The 17,438-nt window shown below is 56.8% G+C and carries 12 protein-coding genes; 7 read left to right on the top strand and 5 right to left on the bottom strand.

From position 1 onward, the window contains the following. Window positions 1–22 precede the first annotated feature (22 nt). The 7 genes from F1379_RS10525 (at window position 23) to F1379_RS10495 (ending at window position 8,583) form a co-directional block, all read left to right on the top strand. The gene (locus F1379_RS10525; protein WP_150269214.1) at window positions 23–1,633 is read left to right on the top strand and encodes a glycoside hydrolase family 43 protein; all 1,611 of its coding nucleotides are present in this window, start codon (window positions 23–25) and stop codon (window positions 1,631–1,633) included. Between the two features lie 171 nt (window positions 1,634–1,804). After that, window positions 1,805–2,812: an endo-1,4-beta-xylanase gene (locus F1379_RS10520; RefSeq protein ID WP_150269212.1), complete on the top strand. Its 1,008-nt coding sequence runs from the start codon at window positions 1,805–1,807 to the stop codon at window positions 2,810–2,812. A gap of 88 nt (window positions 2,813–2,900) precedes the next feature. After that, window positions 2,901–5,084, top strand: coding sequence for an alpha-glucuronidase family glycosyl hydrolase (locus F1379_RS10515; RefSeq protein WP_150269210.1), 2,184 nt, complete (start codon window positions 2,901–2,903; stop codon window positions 5,082–5,084). Between the two features lie 34 nt (window positions 5,085–5,118). Further along, window positions 5,119–5,913: a Nif3-like dinuclear metal center hexameric protein gene (locus tag F1379_RS10510; RefSeq protein ID WP_150269208.1), complete on the top strand. Its 795-nt coding sequence runs from the start codon at window positions 5,119–5,121 to the stop codon at window positions 5,911–5,913. Between the two features lie 342 nt (window positions 5,914–6,255). Further along, a complete protein-coding gene (locus tag F1379_RS10505) occupies window positions 6,256–7,017 on the top strand; it encodes a methionine ABC transporter ATP-binding protein (protein ID WP_150269206.1) in 762 nt (253 codons plus the stop codon). Continuing rightward, window positions 7,010–7,672: a methionine ABC transporter permease gene (locus F1379_RS10500; RefSeq protein WP_150269204.1), complete on the top strand. Its 663-nt coding sequence runs from the start codon at window positions 7,010–7,012 to the stop codon at window positions 7,670–7,672. The genes F1379_RS10505 and F1379_RS10500 overlap by 8 nt, the downstream gene beginning before the upstream one ends. Window positions 7,673–7,734: 62 nt before the next feature. Next, the gene (locus F1379_RS10495; RefSeq protein WP_150269202.1) at window positions 7,735–8,583 is read left to right on the top strand and encodes a MetQ/NlpA family ABC transporter substrate-binding protein; all 849 of its coding nucleotides are present in this window, start codon (window positions 7,735–7,737) and stop codon (window positions 8,581–8,583) included. 130 nt (window positions 8,584–8,713) lie between these two features. Here the strand turns inward: F1379_RS10495 and F1379_RS10490 are convergent, their stop codons facing one another. The 5 genes from F1379_RS10490 to F1379_RS10470 form a co-directional block, all read right to left on the bottom strand. Next, window positions 8,714–10,447, bottom strand: a complete 1,734-nt coding sequence (locus tag F1379_RS10490; protein ID WP_150269200.1) for a YhfM domain-containing protein — start codon at window positions 10,445–10,447, stop codon at window positions 8,714–8,716. A gap of 183 nt (window positions 10,448–10,630) precedes the next feature. Beyond that, a complete protein-coding gene (locus F1379_RS10485) occupies window positions 10,631–11,581 on the bottom strand; it encodes a hypothetical protein (protein ID WP_150269198.1) in 951 nt (316 codons plus the stop codon). Window positions 11,582–11,848: 267 nt separating this feature from the next. Beyond that, a complete protein-coding gene (locus tag F1379_RS10480) occupies window positions 11,849–14,038 on the bottom strand; it encodes an alpha-galactosidase (RefSeq protein WP_239004622.1) in 2,190 nt (729 codons plus the stop codon). 123 nt (window positions 14,039–14,161) lie between these two features. Then, window positions 14,162–16,678: an ABC transporter permease gene (locus F1379_RS10475; protein WP_203457077.1), complete on the bottom strand. Its 2,517-nt coding sequence runs from the start codon at window positions 16,676–16,678 to the stop codon at window positions 14,162–14,164. After that, a complete protein-coding gene (locus F1379_RS10470; RefSeq protein ID WP_150269194.1) occupies window positions 16,675–17,373 on the bottom strand; it encodes an ABC transporter ATP-binding protein in 699 nt (232 codons plus the stop codon). Before F1379_RS10470 ends, F1379_RS10475 begins: the two co-directional genes overlap by 4 nt. Window positions 17,374–17,438 lie beyond the last annotated feature (65 nt).

Below are 17,438 nucleotides of genomic sequence, written 5' to 3'. Positions count from 1 at the left end.
CAGAGATGGAAGGAACGTTTCAATGGAGAATTCAGTTCTGGAATATAGCAACCCGGTCATTCCGGGCTTCTACCCCGACCCGAGCATCGCTCGGGCCGGGGATGATTATTATCTGGTCTGCAGCTCGTTTGAATATTACCCCGGAGTGCCGATCTTTCACAGCCGCGATCTCATCCATTGGGAACCGATCGGTCATGTGCTGGACCGGCTGAGCCAGCTTGATCTGCGTGAAGCAGGCAGCTCGGACGGCATTTATGCCCCCACGCTCCGCTATCATGACGGTGTCTTCTACATGATCACGACGGATGTGCGGGGAATCGGCAACTTCTATGTGACGGCGGCCGACCCGGCCGGACCTTGGTCTGACCCGATTACCGTTCCTTATGGCGGCATTGATCCCTCCCTGATGTTCGACGATGACGGAAGGGTCTATGTCACGGTCCAGCAGGGGGCCGATCTGGAGTCCCATATTATTCAGTATGAGATCAATATCCAGACAGGCGCGGCCTTGACCGAGCCTGTTGTCATCTGGAGCGGAGACGGCGGGCCGTGGGTTGAAGGGCCGCATCTCTATAAGATCGGCGGCCTGTACTACATCATGACGGCTTCCGGAGGTACTGCCAAGGAGCACCGCGAGATTATCGGGCGCAGCCCGTCTCCGTACGGCCCGTTTGAGCGTTTGCCGTATCCGGTTCTGACCCATAACCGGCTGAATGAGCATCCGATTCAGTACCTGGGCCATGCCGATCTGGTCACCGGCCCGGACGATAGCTGGTGGGCGGTATTTCTGGGTGTACGGCTGGGCGGACACGGGTTCAGCGTTCTGGGCAGAGAAACCTTTCTGGCCCCGGTTACCTGGACCGAGGATGGCTGGCCGCTGATCGACAACAATGAAGGCACGGTGGCGCTGGAGATGAAGGTGCCGGGCCGGGCGGCTACCGGGCGCGCTACAGCGGTAACCGGAGCAGCAGGAAGCAGGGCGGAGATGGAAGCTACGGAATATGCTGTAACTGCATATGCCACAGCCGCGGAACGGGTAGAATTCACGGATCAGACCCTTCCGCCGGAGCTGACATTCCTGCGCAACCCGGCGGAAGGCAGCTGGTCGCTGACTGGACGTCCGGGCTGGCTTACGCTGCATGGACAGCCGGGCAGCCTGAACGATCCCGCTGTACAGGTGGCCTTTGTCGGCCGAAGACAGCAGCACTTCACCGCCGAGTGCAGCACGATGCTGGAGTGGGAGCCGGCGCGGGAAGGAGAAGCCGCCGGACTGTGCATCCGCATGAACGAGCGTCAGCACTATGAGATCGTATTGACCCGGCTGGATGGAAGGGATGTCATTGCGGCGTATTTGACTGCACGAGGCGGCACCCGTCTGGCCGCGCAGGCTCCGTTCACCGGCGGCCCGGTCTATCTGCGGATGGCCGCCACGGCTGACGAATACAGGCTGCTGTATTCGCCGGACGGCCAGGCTTGGACAGAGCTGGCCTGCGCCGCAGCGTATGATCTCTCGCCGCAGGCGGCGGATGGCAATGCTTTTACCGGAGTTATATTCGGATTATATGCAACAGGAAACGGGCAACCGGCCCGCCATCCGGCATATTTCCACTGGATGGAGTACCGGGGGAGCTAGCAATAATGCGAGGGCGGACACGTAAGATGATGAGCCGTGAGGGCCCAGAGATTGGAGTATACGGACAATGAACAGGCACTGGCCCCGAGGCGTCACTGCAGCCAGCACTCATGCCGGCGGTGTCCGTCCAAGGCTAGCTTGCACAGCGATTATATACAGGAGGTCTACAACTTGAGAGAACCAGACAGCTTCGGAGAACCGGCGCTTAAGGCCCTGTTCGCCGGGGATTTCCATATTGGCGCTGCGGTCAATCCGCGGACAATGAAGACCCAAGAGCAACTGCTGAGACATCACTTCAACAGCATTACCGCCGAGAATGAAATGAAATTTGAGAGCCTGCATCCGCTGGAGGAGGTGTACCGCTTCGGGGCGGCCGACGAGCTGGTGAGCTTTGCCCGGAAGCATAAGCTGGCGATGCGCGGACATACCCTCGTATGGCATAATCAGACCTCTGACTGGCTGTTTCAGGACGGACATGGTGCTTCTGTGAGCAAAGAGGTGCTGCTGGACCGCTTGAAATCCCATATCAATACGGTAGTGGGGCGCTACAAGAATGATATATATGCCTGGGATGTCGTCAATGAAGCCGTAGCTGACGAAGGCGAAGCGCTGCTGCGCCGTTCGAAATGGCTGGACATTGCGGGAGACGGTTTCATTGCCAAGGCCTTTGAATTCGCCCATGAAGCCGATCCCGGGGCGCTGCTGTTCTACAATGACTACAATGAGTCAAATCCGCTGAAGCGGGACAAAATCTATACCTTATTGAAATCTCTCCTGGATCAGGGAGTACCTGTGCACGGTGTAGGGCTGCAGGCGCACTGGAATCTGTATGATCCTTCACTGGACGAGATTCGCACAGCAATTGAGAAATATGCCTCGCTGGGGCTGACGCTCCAGCTCACAGAGCTGGATATGTCTCTGTTCCGGTTCGACGACCGGCGCACCGACCTGAAGGAGCCGCCGGCGGAGCTGCTGGAGCTGCAGGCAGAGCGGTACGCAGCAGTCTTCAAGCTGCTGCGGGAATACAAAGACGTCATCTCGGCCGTAACCTTCTGGGGCGCCGCCGATGATTACACCTGGCTGGACCATTTTCCGGTACACGGCCGGAAGAACTGGCCGTTTCTGTTCGACGAGCAGCACCGGCCCAAGGCGGCCTTTGATCGGCTGCTCCAGGAATAAGGGGAGCTGAGGGGCAGGAATACCCTATGAGATGAAGGCAAGCAAAGCTACAGAAACTTTGAGCTTCAACTGCAAGGAGGAACAGGTTATGAATGAAACGGCCGGGTACAGAGAATCGGCTGACAGCGGGTATAAGGCCTGGCTCGGATACCGCCGCCCGGAAAGCGGACGGGGCGGGCAATATGCGAGCTGGTGCACAGCCGTGGTCTCCAGCGAGGAGCATCCGCTGATCCAAACGGCGGCGGCGGAGCTGGTACGGGCGATCACTGCGCTGACCGGCATGACGCCGCAGACCGGCGCAGCCAGCGCAGCCGGAGAGGGGCCGTGCATCGTCATCGGTACGATCCCGGGCGGACCGCCGCTGCTCCGGCGGGTGTTCGGCGTGGACACCGCCGGACGTACCGGTGCGGACGCCGCTGGACAGCCCGGCGTGGGCACCGCCGGACCCAACGGCACGAATGCCGCCGGGCAGCCCGGTGCATACACCGCCGAGCAGCTCGGCGAGGAAGGCTTCGCCATCCGCTACAGCGAAGCCGAAGATTGCATAGCCGTCGGCGCAGCCCGGCCGGCCGGTGTGCTGCATGGCGTGTTCCATCTGCTGCGGCTGATGGCTGCCGGGCAGCCGCCCGCAGAGCTGGATGTACTGGAACAGCCGTCGAACCGGCTGCGGATGGTCAACCATTGGGATAATTTCGACGGGAGTATTGAACGGGGGTACGCGGGCCGTTCGTTTTTTTACGACGACAACCGCTTTCTGCACGACACAGAGCGGTTGCGGGATTACGCCCGGCTGCTCGCCTCGGTTGGCATTAACGGTATCTCCATCAACAATGTCAATGTCCACCGGCTGGAGACGCTCTTTATAACGGAACTCTATTTACCGGATGTAGCAGAGATGGCAGCGGTCTTCCGGGCGTACGGCATCCGCCTATTCCTGAGCGTCAACTATGCCAGCACGCTGGAGATCGGCGCCCTTACGACCGCCGACCCGCTTGACCCGCAGGTACAGGAGTGGTGGAAGCGGAAAGCCGAAGAGATCTACCGGTTCATTCCCGATTTTGGCGGTTTTGTCGTCAAGGCTGATTCGGAGAACCGTCCGGGACCATTTACTTACGGGCGCAATCATGCCGACGGGGCGAATATGCTGGCCGAAGCGCTGGCGCCTTACGGCGGGCTTGTGATCTGGCGCTGCTTCGTCTATAACTGCAAGCAGGATTGGCGCGACCGCAAGACAGACCGGGCACGGGCGGCTTACGACCATTTCAAGCCGCTGGACGGTTGCTTTCATGACAATGTCGTGCTGCAGATCAAGAACGGGCCGATGGATTTTCAGGTCAGAGAGCCGGTATCCCCGTTGTTCGGGGCCATGGAAGATACCGGCCAGGTACTGGAGTTCCAGATTACCCAGGAGTATACCGGACAGCAGCGTCATCTGTGTTATCTGGTTCCCCAGTGGAAGGAAGTGCTCGATTTCAATACCTGCGCGGCGCCGGACGACGCACCCGTGAAGCGAATTATCGCCGGGACACTTCACGGCCGCCAGCATAACGGGATTGCTGCCGTGGTCAATGTCGGCAATGACGCCAACTGGACGGGACATCTGCTGGCGCAGGCCAACCTCTACGGATACGGGCGGCTGGCCTGGAATCCGGAGCTGGGTGCAGAAGAAATCGCTGAAGAGTGGATCGCGCTAACCTTTGGCGGCGATGAGCGGCAGGTAAAAGTCATCAGAGGGATGCTGCTTGACTCCTGGAGAATTTACGAGAATTATACGGCGCCGCTGGGCGTAGGCTGGATGGTCAATCCCGAGCATCATTACGGACCTAATGTGGACGGCTACGAATATTCGCAGTGGGGCACTTATCATTATGCCGATCATCATGGCATCGGGGTAGACCGGACAGTGAAGAGCGGAACCGGCTACAGCGGGCAGTATTATTCACCGGTAGCCGAACTCTATGAGTCGCCGGACTCCTGTCCGGATGAATTGCTGCTCTTCTTCCACCATGTGCCGTACACGTATGTGCTGAAATCCGGCAAGACTGTCATCCAGCATATTTACGATACGCATTTTGAGGGGGCGGAGCAGGCGGCTGAATTAGTGGCGAGATGGCAGCAGCTGGCCGGGGAGATGGAGGAAGGGCTGTACGCCCAGGTCCTGGCCCGCCTGCAGGAACAGGCTGAGCATGCCAAGGAGTGGCGCGACCGGATCAACACCTATTTCTTCCGCATCAGTGGTATTACTGACCAGGCCGGCAGAACGATATATTGAAGCTGTCTATGAGCACAGGAGGGAGGCGGAAGCAATGCAGGTCACTATATCCGAGCTGCTGAGCGGAATGCGAGCCTTAGCGGCAGGTCTGCCGCAGACCGTGGATGAGCTGTTGTTCGGTGATCCCGGTGCCAGAGTCCTAGCCGTAGCTTGCGCGTTCAGCGGCAGCCAGCATGTGATTGAGCAGGCGGCCGCACTCGGCGCCAATCTGCTGATTGTGCACGAAGGGCTGTTCTACAGTCACCAGGATAACCGTGGATTCCTGCAGGATGACCCGGTGTACGAACAGAAGCTGCGGCTGATTGAAGAGAGCGGTATTGCAATCTACCGCTGCCATGATTATTGGCACCGGGTACAGCCCGACGGCATCATGACCGGGCTGCTGCGGGAGCTGAGTTGGGAGAAGTATGTGGAACACCAGACCGATACTGCCGCGGTCCTGAGTATTCCGGAGATGAGCCTGGTAGATACCGCAGCCTATCTTAAGGAGAGGCTCGGCATTTCCTGCGTCAGGGCCGCCGGGGATGCATCCCAGCCCTGCCAGAGGGTGGGAGTCACTGTAGGCTATAGAGGCGGGGCGGGCCTGGCGGTTCCGCTCTATACCCGGGAGCGGCTGGACCTGCTAATCGCCGGCGAAGGCCCGGAGTGGGAAACGCCGGAATATATCAAGGACGCGGTACAGCAGGGCCATGCGAAGTCGCTGCTGATGCTGGGCCATGCCGAAAGCGAGGTGCCGGGCATGCGCTATCTGGCCGATTCTTTGCGGGAGAAATTCCCGGATATACCCGTTTATTTTATTGCCGATAAGCCGGTGTTCCGGATATATTAAGCACGATAAATCTACAGCTACGCGGAAGCCCCGCGCCAATTCTCTTGGCGGCGGGGCTTGTTTGTGCTGTGCAGGAGAGGGCCGCGCAAAGCTCTTTCGTAACGCAGCCCCATTGTTTTTGGAACGCTGCGGATAATTCCGCTCCGGCCGCGCATCCTTAATAAGGAAACGGGCTGGCATAGGTCTGATATATTATTTTTCAGAAAAGTGATGACACAGCGCCGTTTATACCTTATTATTTAAAGAGATTTTTGATAAAACAGTTTTTAAATATTAGTAGTACACTGTTCGGGGGAACGAAAGAGGGTATTTCACAAGGCGGTTTGGAGGTGGGGCTTCAACATGCTAACACTTCATGGGGTAAGCAAGAGCTTTGCGCTGCGGGAAGGCAGCTACCGGGCGGTTCAGGGAGTATCGCTGTCGGTGGAAGCGGGCTCCATCCATGGGATTATCGGCGCCAGCGGCGCCGGCAAATCGACGCTGCTGCGGCTGATGAATCTGCTGGAGCGGCCCGACGAAGGACAAGTACTACTGGAAGGCAGAACGTTGACGGAGCTTCCGGAGCAGGAGCTGCGTAAGGAGCGCCAGAAGATGGGCATGATCTTCCAGCAGTTCAATCTCGTCAGCAATGCTACGGTGAGCCGCAATGTCGCCATTCCGCTGGAGCTGGCGGGTTATCCGCGCAAGCAGCGGAAGGAGCGGGTGCAGGAATGCCTGAGCTTTGTCGGCCTGGAGGAGAAGGCCGGGCAGTACCCGGCCCGGCTAAGCGGCGGCCAGCGGCAGCGCGTGGCGATTGCCCGGGCGCTGGCGAACGGCCCGAAGCTGCTGCTGTGCGACGAGCCGACCTCGGCGCTTGACCCGGTAACGACGGCGGATATTCTCGGCGTGCTGCAGCACATCAACAGCGAACTGGGTGTAACGGTAATCATTGTTACCCATGAGATGGATGTGGTGCGCAGCATCTGCAGCCATGTCTCTGTTATGGAGGAAGGCCGTATCGTCGATTCCTTCGCACGCCGGGAGACAGGCTTCCTGCCGCCGGCCGGTCATACCGGCTCCTACCGGGAGCAGATTACGGGCAGAGCGGGGGGCGCCTATGTTTGAGAGCCTGCAGCAATATGAGGCGCAAATGTGGGAGTCCATCGGCGAGACCTTCGTGATGGTCGGGATTTCGATCGGTGCGGCGGTCCTGCTGGGGCTTCCGCTCGGCACGCTGCTTTATTTTACACGCAAGGGGCAGCTCTATGAGAACCGGGGGCTGTCGGCGCTGCTGAATGCGGTGGTGAACGTCGTCCGATCCTTTCCGTTCCTGCTGCTGGTTGTGGCACTGATTCCCTTCACCCGGTTTGTGGTAGGAACAGCAATCGGCACGATGGCCGCCACGGTGCCGCTGTCGATTGTCGCCATCGCCTACTATTCGCGGCTGGTGGAGCAATCGCTGCTGGAGGTTCCGCGGGGGACAATCGAAGCGGCGCGGGCGATGGGCGCGTCGAAGATCGCGCTGATCTTCAAGTTTCTGTATGTGGAAGCCCGCTCGGGGCTGGTGCTCGGCTTGACCGCTTCCACCATCAGCTTCATTTCGTTCTCGACGGTCATGGGTGTGGTCGGCGGCGGCGGGGTCGGCGATTTCGCCATCCGTTACGGCTACCAGCGCTTCGAGACGGAAGTGATGGTCTATGCGATTATTGTGATGATTGTGCTGGTCCAGCTGATCCAATTCACGGGAAGCACTGTGGCCAGACTGCTCGACAAACGCTGATTTTGGGTCAAAACTGCTTGGGTATTACCAAAAACATATACCAATGGGGGTTGTCTAATCCAATGAAGAAATCACTGCTCGCTTTGCTCACACTGCTCGTTCTGGTCGTCTCCGGCTGTGCCAATAACAACGGGGGGAATAACGCGGCAACCGGAAACGATGCCAATGCCGGAAATGCCGCCGCCGAACCCGTGAAGATCAAGGTCGCCTCGCTGATTCCGCCGATGACCGATATTCTTGACATTGTAAAGCCGCTGCTGCTTGAAGATGGAGTGGACATGGAGATTGTGGTGCTCTCCGACAATGTGCAGCCGAACGAAGCGCTGGCCAATAAAGAGGTGGATGCGAACTTCTTCCAGCATGTCCCGTACATGCAGCAGTTCAACGACAGCAAGGATGCCAATCTGGTTGCTGTGCAGCCGGTGTATGACGCCATTTACGGCGGATACTCCAAGCAGTATAAGACGATTGAAGAGCTGCCTGAGGGTGCAACACTGGTGATGGCCAACGACCCTTCCAATATCGGCCGCTCGCTGCAAATGTTCGCCGATGCCGGTCTCATCACGCTGAAGGAAGGCGTAGGCATTCAGGCAACACAGGCGGATATTACGGAGAATCCGAAGAATTACAAGTTCGAGGAAGTGGATCTGCTGATGCTGGCCCGCATGTACGATGACGCCGATCTGGTAGCGATGACTCCGGCCTATGCCAGCCCGCTCGGCTTGACGCCCAAGAAGGATGCGCTGATTACCGAACGCGAAGACTCCGAGTTCACCATCACTCTGGTGGCGCGCGAGGATAATCAGGATTCGGACGCCATCCAGAAGCTGGCGAAGCGCATTAGCGGACCGGAAGTGAAGAAGTTCCTGGAAGATAACTACGCGGAGATTGCGCTTCCGGCATTTGAATAAGCTGGTAGAAATCACAATTCCCGAAAACTCCACGGTCATTTTTGACCGTGGAGTTTTCGCCCTTTACACCAACCATCCCGTCACCAACCATTTCGCCTATAACCAACCTGCGCCGAGGAAGACAGTCTCGTTATTTTGCATCAAAAATTATCGCCTCTCGGGTCACTGTTGCACCGGCATGGTCCCCGAGCGATTCACTGTAGCCTTGTCTCTTGTCTTTAATCAAGGTTGCGCCGGCGGGCATTGTTTGGATGATGTCGCCTTTCTCTTTGGTACGGACATTGTAGAGGAAAAATGCTTCATCCTTCACCCTCAGCCCAGTCTGGCTCACATAAGCCCCATCCGGTCCAGTTGCACTCGTCCTAGTCTCGCTCGACCCTGCTCCATCCGAATAAGTCTTATCGGAATCGGTCTGGTCAGGTTCCGCACCAGCCGACAAGGCGGGATACACCGTATAAGTTTTAAGCACGGCTACCTGCTCGTCCAGCCATCCCGCTACTTCAATGGAACGAACCTCCACGTAATCCTCAGCCTCGACCGATCCCAGCGGCTGTCCGTCGGGACTGTAAAACTGGACTCTCTCGGGCGCTATCTTCATGTAATCAATATCGATATCTAATATCCGGTCTTCGATGTTATCCGCCTGCTCCATCCAGGCAACCGAGCCTTTCGGGCTCCATTTGATTAATTCGGAAGGCGTGCCACCCTCCGGTGTTACCGTATTCAGTCGAGTCCCCACACTGTCGTAGAAACCAACCGTGCCGCTTTCATCGTCAAATGCGAAGTGGTCGAAAGACGGTGACAGGAAAAGAGAAGGAACCCCGGTGGTCGAATGGGGGATGACTTGGAATTTCAGCGGATGAACGTTATCCCCGCCTGTTTTGAAATTATAGAACCATACATTTCCCAGATAGCTTTGCATGAACAGCGTCTGTTTCTCCGCATTCCAGTGCGATTGATAGATATAGTCGTAATTGTCAGTGAGCGGCCAGAAATTTTCACGTAACCGTTCAATGGAACCGTTCTCGCTGTCATAGACGGAGATATGAAATTGCCCCGCATCGGCGGTAAGCTCCGGCTCAAGAAACAGCAGGCGTCGTTCATCTAAAGGATACAGAGGTTTATAGCTGCCAATAAACGCATTATTCCACCGGTTGTTCGAATTGTTCAGCTGCTCGCTCCAGATCACTTCCGCATCATCAGAAGCGGGCTCATGGGCGACCAAGGCATTAATCATATTGTGATCACCATAAAAAAGATGCATGCTCACATACGTCATTCCATTCCATTGGAGAACGGTTCCGCCGCCGATGCTGTATTGGTCATTTCGTAATCCTGCCGGTACAGCGACGAGTAATCCGTCAGCATTCCGTTTTGTTTCAAAAGTTAAATGTTCGATCTCGGGCGAGGCCCATAGCACTTCTTTCAATTTAGCCGTGATCGGCTCCGGAACCGTGTACCCGCTATAAGTATCCTCAATATCCATCAGCATAGCTTGTTCTTCGTTCTCCTTAATCCACAGCCGAAAGGTATGCTTCGTGCCGTCTGCTTCCCCAACCACCATCTCATAATCCGGTATACCCGTATCCAGGATTCCTTCGATCCGCTCCGCGCTGTGGATGGCATTCATAAACAGATCAATTTCATCCTGTTCCGTGAATGGGGTTTCTAAATCCACGAAAGTATGCGTAAGTATCAGCGATTCGGCAGACAGCAGCGGCAGCTTCTCCCTGTGTGCCACCGGCTCAAAGTGTGCCCGGCTAGGAACCGGGCCAGGCGATGGTCCGGCGTTCCCGGCAGCACTGCAGCCTGACAGCATGGCTGTCAAAAAGGTGGCAGTAAGTACAAAATTGCTTTTATTCATGCAGGCACTCTCCTATGTCATCTATGTCATTGGATGGAAGGAAAAGGATAAAGTTGCTAAAGGGAGCCGAAAAGAGTTCTTGAATAGGAGCAAATGAAACGGCCGCCCTGTTCCCGTCATGGTTGGGAGGGGCGGCCCGTTTTCAATTTCTGGGTGAACGCTGCTGCTCGAGGCATCTTAACTTCAAGGTCGGGCAACCAGGCTGGAGATCTGCCCCTGAATGCCTCCTTGTTCCTGAGCATAGGCGGTGCGTAGTTTCGACAATTTGGACATGGCATGTTCTACATGCCGCTTAACTTGGTGCACGCTATCTTGGGATTCCTGAATACGGGAAAGCACAGACCAGTCAGCAATGACCCCGTCAAAAAAGTAATCCGCAAACCGGTGAAACCCTTCAATATTAACGTTGTCCAGCCGATTGTCCATCTTCACGTCCGCCAGTTCGGTGCGGAATCGGCCAAGCAGCACCTGCAGATACTCAACATGGGCCTGCGCGCTGTCCAGATGCGAATGCTTGGCCATATCGGCAATCAGTCCGCCTCCGAACAAATCCCATTTGCCCCAGCTTTCGGCGCTGCCCAGACTTTGCTCAATCCGATCGATCTGGTTAAGTGCCGCTCTACCGGCAGAAATAGCTTCATCAATTTCCTTCAAATGAGCGGACGCTTCGCCTTCCCGTTTCTCCAGCTCGCACAGCTGCTCTGCAAACCGAGGGTCATCCTGCATCAGCTCCTGCAATTCAGCAAAAACGAGGTCATACCGTGCCGCAGCATTCACCAGATCGGCTTTTTCCAAACGCAGCTCATAGCGCCTAGTTTTGCAATCCTCAAGCTCTTTCAGCACGGCCTCGTATTTCAGCCTGGAGGCGTACGCCTCCTGCTGCTCCTGGGTAAGCTTCGTTTTTTTCTGGCCGGTAATGGTATGAAAAATCGAAGTCAGTGTCACCTTCTCCAGACGCTCCACATCGGCTTCTTCCTTCTCCAGTATCGTCTTCAGTCGGTATTCCTCATTTCCCAGCTCCCGTTCCCGCTTGTCAAGATCACGCAGCATGGCATCCAGCTTGTACTGACGCCCCTGCCGGGCAGACAGTTTTCTTAACTCTGCCCGAAGCTCTTCGATCTTGCTTTGATTCATGCCGTTCACTCCCTAAAGTATAGTATAGGTATGCTTTTCTTTACGTGATGCCAGCACGGATTGTTTCACTACAGGTCGCAAGTTTTGAACCACAGCTTGCCATGCCCGTCATGCGTTACCCGCTGGCTGGAGCAAGGTCGGCATGACGCCGTTCAAAGCAATTTCAGAACAACGGCTAGTATTTAGATGAGCCTCCATAAACAACAGAAAGAGCCCCAACACCATACATGGTTATCGGGGCACTTTGTGTTGCTGCTATATTATCCTTTACGACACCGCTACAAAATGCAGCAGCTTGCTGCGGAAGTCGCCGTGCAGCTGCGGCAGAATCAGGCCGGCATGCATCAGGCGGTCGCCGCCGTAGACCGCGCCGGTCTCCTGCAGGACATAATCCTTGTCCGGATCAAGTCCTTGCAGGCGGAGCCGGGCTTGCGGCGCGTTCGGTCCGGCCAGCACGCGGAAGTAGCCGACCAGTGCTTCGCCGCGGTCCGGCGAGACGAACATCCACGCCGTCTCGTTGCCCTCGAACGGCGAGCGCAGCCGGTACATGTCGCCCTGCTGGACGAGCGAGCGGATCTCCTTGTAGAAGGCGACCTGTGCGGCCGCTTCTTCCCGCTCCTCCGGTGTAAGCGCGGTCAGGTCCAGCTCATAGCCGAAGTTGCCCGACATCGCCACATCGCCGCGCATCGACAGCGGTGTACTACGGTGCACCTGATGGTTCGGCACGGCTGAGATATGCGCGCCCATGGCGCTGGCCGGATAGACGATGCTGGTGCCGTACTGGATCTTCAGACGCTCCACCGCATCGGTATTGTCGCTGGTCCAGGTCTGCGGCATGTAGTGCAGGATACCCGGATCGAAGCGGCCGCCGCCGCCCGAGCAGCTCTCGAACAGCACATGCGGGAACTTCGCGGTGATCTCATCCATGACCCGGTACAAGCCGAGCATGTAGCGGTGTGCGGTCTCGCCTTGGCGCTCCGGCGGCAGGGAGGCGGAGCCGATCTCGGTCATATGGCGGTTCATATCCCATTTGACGTAGGTAATCGGTGCGGAGGACAGCACGCTGCCGACCGCTTCAATAATATAGTCGCAGACTTCCTGGCGCGACAGATCGAGAATGAGCTGGTTGCGGCCCTGGCTGCGTCTGCGATCCGGCACATGCAGGCACCAGTCGGGATGTGCGCGGTACAGCTCGCTGTCCGGCGAGACCATCTCCGGCTCGAACCAGAGGCCGAACTGCATGCCGAGCCGCTTGACCCGCTCGGCGAGATCGCCGAGGCCGTCCGGCAGCTTGCGGGTGTCGACGAACCAGTCGCCGAGCGAGGTCGTATCGTCGTCGCGGCGGCCGAACCAGCCGTCGTCGAGCACGAACAGCTCGATGCCCAGCTCCTGTCCGGCACGGGCGATGGCTTCGATCTTATCGGCGTCGAAGCCGAAATATGTCGCCTCCCAGTTGTTGATCAGCACCGGACGCGGCTCGTCGCGGAACAGGCCGCGCGCCAGGCGGGTGCGGTACAGCCGGTGGTAAGTGCGCGACATGCCGCCGATGCCGCTGTCCGAATAGACGAGCACCGCTTCCGGGGTCTGGAAGCTTTCGCCCGGTGCGAGGTTCCAGCGGAAGCCGAACGGGTTAATGCCCATGGTGACACGGGTCGTGCCGTATTGGTCGACATCGGCACCGGCAACGAAGTTGCCGCTGTACACCAGGCTGAAGCCGTAGGCTTCACCGTTATCTTCGCCCGCGTGCGGAGAGAGCAGGGCGAGGAACGGGTTCTGCTGATGGCTGCTGGCGCCGCGCTTGCTGTCAATGCCCTGGCGGCCGCTGTGCAGCGGGGCGCGGACGAGATGGCGCTCGCGGGCCCAGGAGCCGGAGAGCTGAATCAGCTCGAACTGATCATGCGGCAGGTCAAGCGCCACGGATAGCGCCCGGTTCAGCTTCAGCGCTCCGGAACCAATGTTGGTCAGCCTCGCCGAACGGATAATGGCGTCGAAGCCGTTCAGCACGGAATAGGACAGCTCGGCACGCAGTCCGGCTGCGGCATCCTCAAGCACAATGACCAGCGTCTCGGCTTCTTCCTCTCCTTCGGCATAGACAGCAGGAAGGCCGGCCAGCGCAGGCTTGCCTTGGACAATGGAGTAAGACACATAAGCAAGCTCCGTGACGGTTGTCCCGTTCGGCAGCTCGGCTTCATAGGCGGGCTCACGGAAATCGCCCGAGCCATAGCCGGGATATTCGTGGGCCAGCGTATCCAGCGAGAAATCGGCGTCGGACGGATCGACGGTGGTGCTGAAGGCCCGGGCTTGCGGCTGGAACAGATCGGAGACGTCTGTACCCCGGAGTCTTTTGCCATAGTGGAGCTGCATCGGATATTTGTCCCGGGCGATGCCCAGGATGTAGCTCGTGTTAAGCGTTTGCAGGTGGAAGATGCGGCGCTCCGCATCAACGTGAATAGACAAGGTTATAACCTCCCGGAGTTGGCACATATTTAATGTTGCGACAGCCCCATTATAAGACTGTTTTCCGGCCAAGCGTATGGAGAAAAGCAGAATGAATATGGACAAATGTCGTTTCTTAACCGCTTACTCCGGCTGCCGCAGCCTTTCCACGAGCGTATTCTTGGCCAGCATCCGATAGGAGCTTACCGTCACGGCGTAAGCAATGACGAGCAGAATCGGCACGGTGAGAATAAAGGGCAGCCAGTTCATCCGGAAGTTGGTAAACACAATATTCGCCGCGACACTCCGCGCCACAGTATAGGTAAGCAGCGCACCTGCGGTGGAGATGACGGCTGTTACACAAAGGGCATTATAGAGTCCTTCATAGACAAGCACCCGTTTGAGCTGCTTCCGGGTCATGCCTACGCTCTCCAGCAATGCGAATTCGTGCTTCCGGTTAATCACTCCTGTAACGACAGTATTGACATAATTAAGGATTCCAATGAGCGCGATGACAAAGCTTAGCCCGTAGCCCAGCGTCTGAATCACCCGGATGAAGCGGCCCAGCTCCTGCCGGTAATCTTCCCGGGATTTAACGGTCAGTTCATCGGCTGCCGCAGTCAGTGATTTGAGGACCTGCTCTACACTTTCCAGCTTGTCTGGATTAACCTGCAGCGTCGAAGATAAGGCCATGGCCGGTTCGCTTCCCGCCGGCAGAGCTTTGGTCAATTCTGCAGCCGGCAAAAAGGCGTTATAGCCGAATGCGAAGGACATCTGCATAACGGCCGCTTCCAGCGCCCCCGATTTCACGACAGCCATCACTTCATAGCTTTTCCCAAGCCCTTTATATGTGATTTTATCGCCTGGATGGTAATAGGTCTGATAGTCTTCCGGACTGAATATCGCTTCGCTGACCAGCACGTAGTTTCCGGTGTCAAATTTCGTTCGATCGAACGTGCCTTCTATAATATCCTGCGGAACATGGTCGTACCAGCCGGCATCGATGCCGTAAAGATTAAGCAGAATGGGGTTGCTCTCCCATTTCCATGAAGTGCGGGATTTGTCATCCTTCTTCAGGGCGGCCAGCATAGCCTCGTCGGGGGGATACAGCTCAGTTTTATAAAATACATTGTCCACACGTTCGACCCCGTCCAGTGATCCCAGTACAGGTAGGAATTTTTCCGACAACTGGTAGGCATCTCCCGGCCGCTCGCCTTCTACGTGCACAAGATTCGGTTTATTGCGGATCACTAAATCCCCGGCAATATAGGAATTCAGATATTTATTGACGTCCAGCGAGGAAATTAAGGTGAAGATGATCCCGAACAAAACGACGCTTAAAGCAAGGGAGGTAATCATAAGCACCAGCTTTTTCGGCTGGCGTAAAATATTCGTGAATGCCATGCTGTATAGCCGGGCTCCCCGTTTGGAACGTTTGAGCTTGCGGGCTCCGGCATTGATTCCGGCGTATTTCACGGCTTCTACCGGAGCAATCCGGGCAGCCATCCGGCCGGGCTTGCTTGCGGCTATCCGTACGGTCAAATAAGAGAAGAGAGCGGCAAAGACGAAGATCCACGGGCTGGCCGAGTAAGCACTCTCCATCGTCTCGCCGGAAAAACTGTTCAACATCGGTACCAGCAGCCGACCGACTGCGTAGCCTGACCCCAGGCCAACCGGCAAAGCAGCGAGATAGAGCAGCTTAGCCTGTGCTGTAATCACCCGCCTTAACTGTCTCGGAGTCGTACCGATGGCCTTGAGCAGTCCGTAGAATTTAACATCCCGCACGACGGAAATATAGAAAATATTATAGATCAGCAAATAGCCGCTAAACATGATAACCACCACAACCGCCAGGTAAGGCAGGACGGAGAGGGGATTGTCCGCCAGCGTAGTCGCGGTGTAAGCCCAGTTCACACCATAATCGACATCCAGCCCGGTATCGGCAAGCACCTTCCGGATCTTGTTCTCAATATTGACCGAGCTGCTGAACATGACGGAGAGAACGTAAGTATTTACATATGATCCGCTGTCCTTGGAGAGAACCGGATCTAATCCCGCGAGATTCTTGTCTGTAAACGCTTTGGACACAAAAGCCAGACCGGCCATCGCCAGATTCTTATCGGCTTCATAATATCCGGACAGTATAAAATCCCCGGTGATCACCTGTCCTCCGATATCGATCTTAAGCGGCACCCGCTCCCCAAGCTTATGCGGAATCTCCAGCTTGTCGAGCACCCAGGTGCTCAGCACGACTTCTTCTTCCCTGGCGGGAAGTCCACCTTCAACAAAGTTAACAAATCCGTGTCGGGCATAGCTTTCATCAATCTGGAGAACCTCTACCGGGCTTTGTGTGAAGACTGCGTTGCTCAATCTTCCGGTCTGCAGGGAGATTGCAGATTCGCGGATAGAGGGATGGGCCTTAAGCGTCTCCACCTGTTCCCGGGTGAGATACTTGAAGGACCCGTGAAAATCGCCGCCGGCCGTCTTCATCTGGGCCAGCTCCATGGATTTGTTAATGCTCATAACCATGGTAAAGATGGAGGTGATGAGCAAAGTGGTCAGAACAGTGGCGCAGATGACAGCCAGGTTGCGCATTGGAGCAGCCCTCAGGCTGCGCAGCGAGAGGCGGGTGATGACTTTGCGATTGTTCGGTGTCATCATTGCCGGGCCGCTCCATTGCCGGTTCCGGCGCCCGCGGCAATCCGCCCGTCCTCTATGCGGATGATCCGGTCGGCCGCCTGGGCGATGCTCTCATTATGAGTAATCATGACCAGCGTCTGCTGGAATTTGGCGCTGAGCTGCTTCAGCAGAATCAGCACCTCCTGGCTGGTCCTGCTGTCCAGGTTGCCCGTGGGCTCGTCCGCCAGAATGATGCTCGGCTTGGTGGCCAGTGCTCTGGCAATAGCGACACGCTGCTGCTGGCCGCCGGAGAGATTCGACGGCAGGCTGTAGATTTTCTCCTGCAGGCCCAGGGCCAGAATGACCTCATCCAGATACTGTTGGTCAATTCTGGCGCCGTCGAGCTCAAGCGGCAGCAGAATATTCTCCAGCACATTCAGGATGGGCACCAGATTGTAGCTCTGGAAGATGAAGCCGACCGACCGGCGGCGGAAGATCGTCAGCTGCTCATCGCTCATCGCGAAGATGTCGTTGCCGTCCACAATCACTTTGCCCCCGGTGGGGCGGTCCAGCCCGCCAAGCATATGCAGCAGGGTGCTTTTGCCGCTGCCGCTCGTGCCGACGATAGCCACAAACTCACCTTTCCCGACACTTAGCGAGACGTCATCCAGTGCTTTGACCAGCTGCGGGGCTTTGCCGTAATATTTTTTCAGATGTTCCATTTGCAGTATAGACATGCCGTTATCCCTCCAACATCAGTTCTTGTCTACCAAGATAGCAGACAAATATAACCGGGCCATGT

It is taken from the genome of Paenibacillus tepidiphilus (assembly GCF_008635795.1).
GTDB lineage: Bacteria > Bacillota > Bacilli > Paenibacillales > Paenibacillaceae > Paenibacillus_AQ > Paenibacillus_AQ tepidiphilus.
This window is presented reverse-complemented; position numbering and strand designations above follow the sequence as displayed.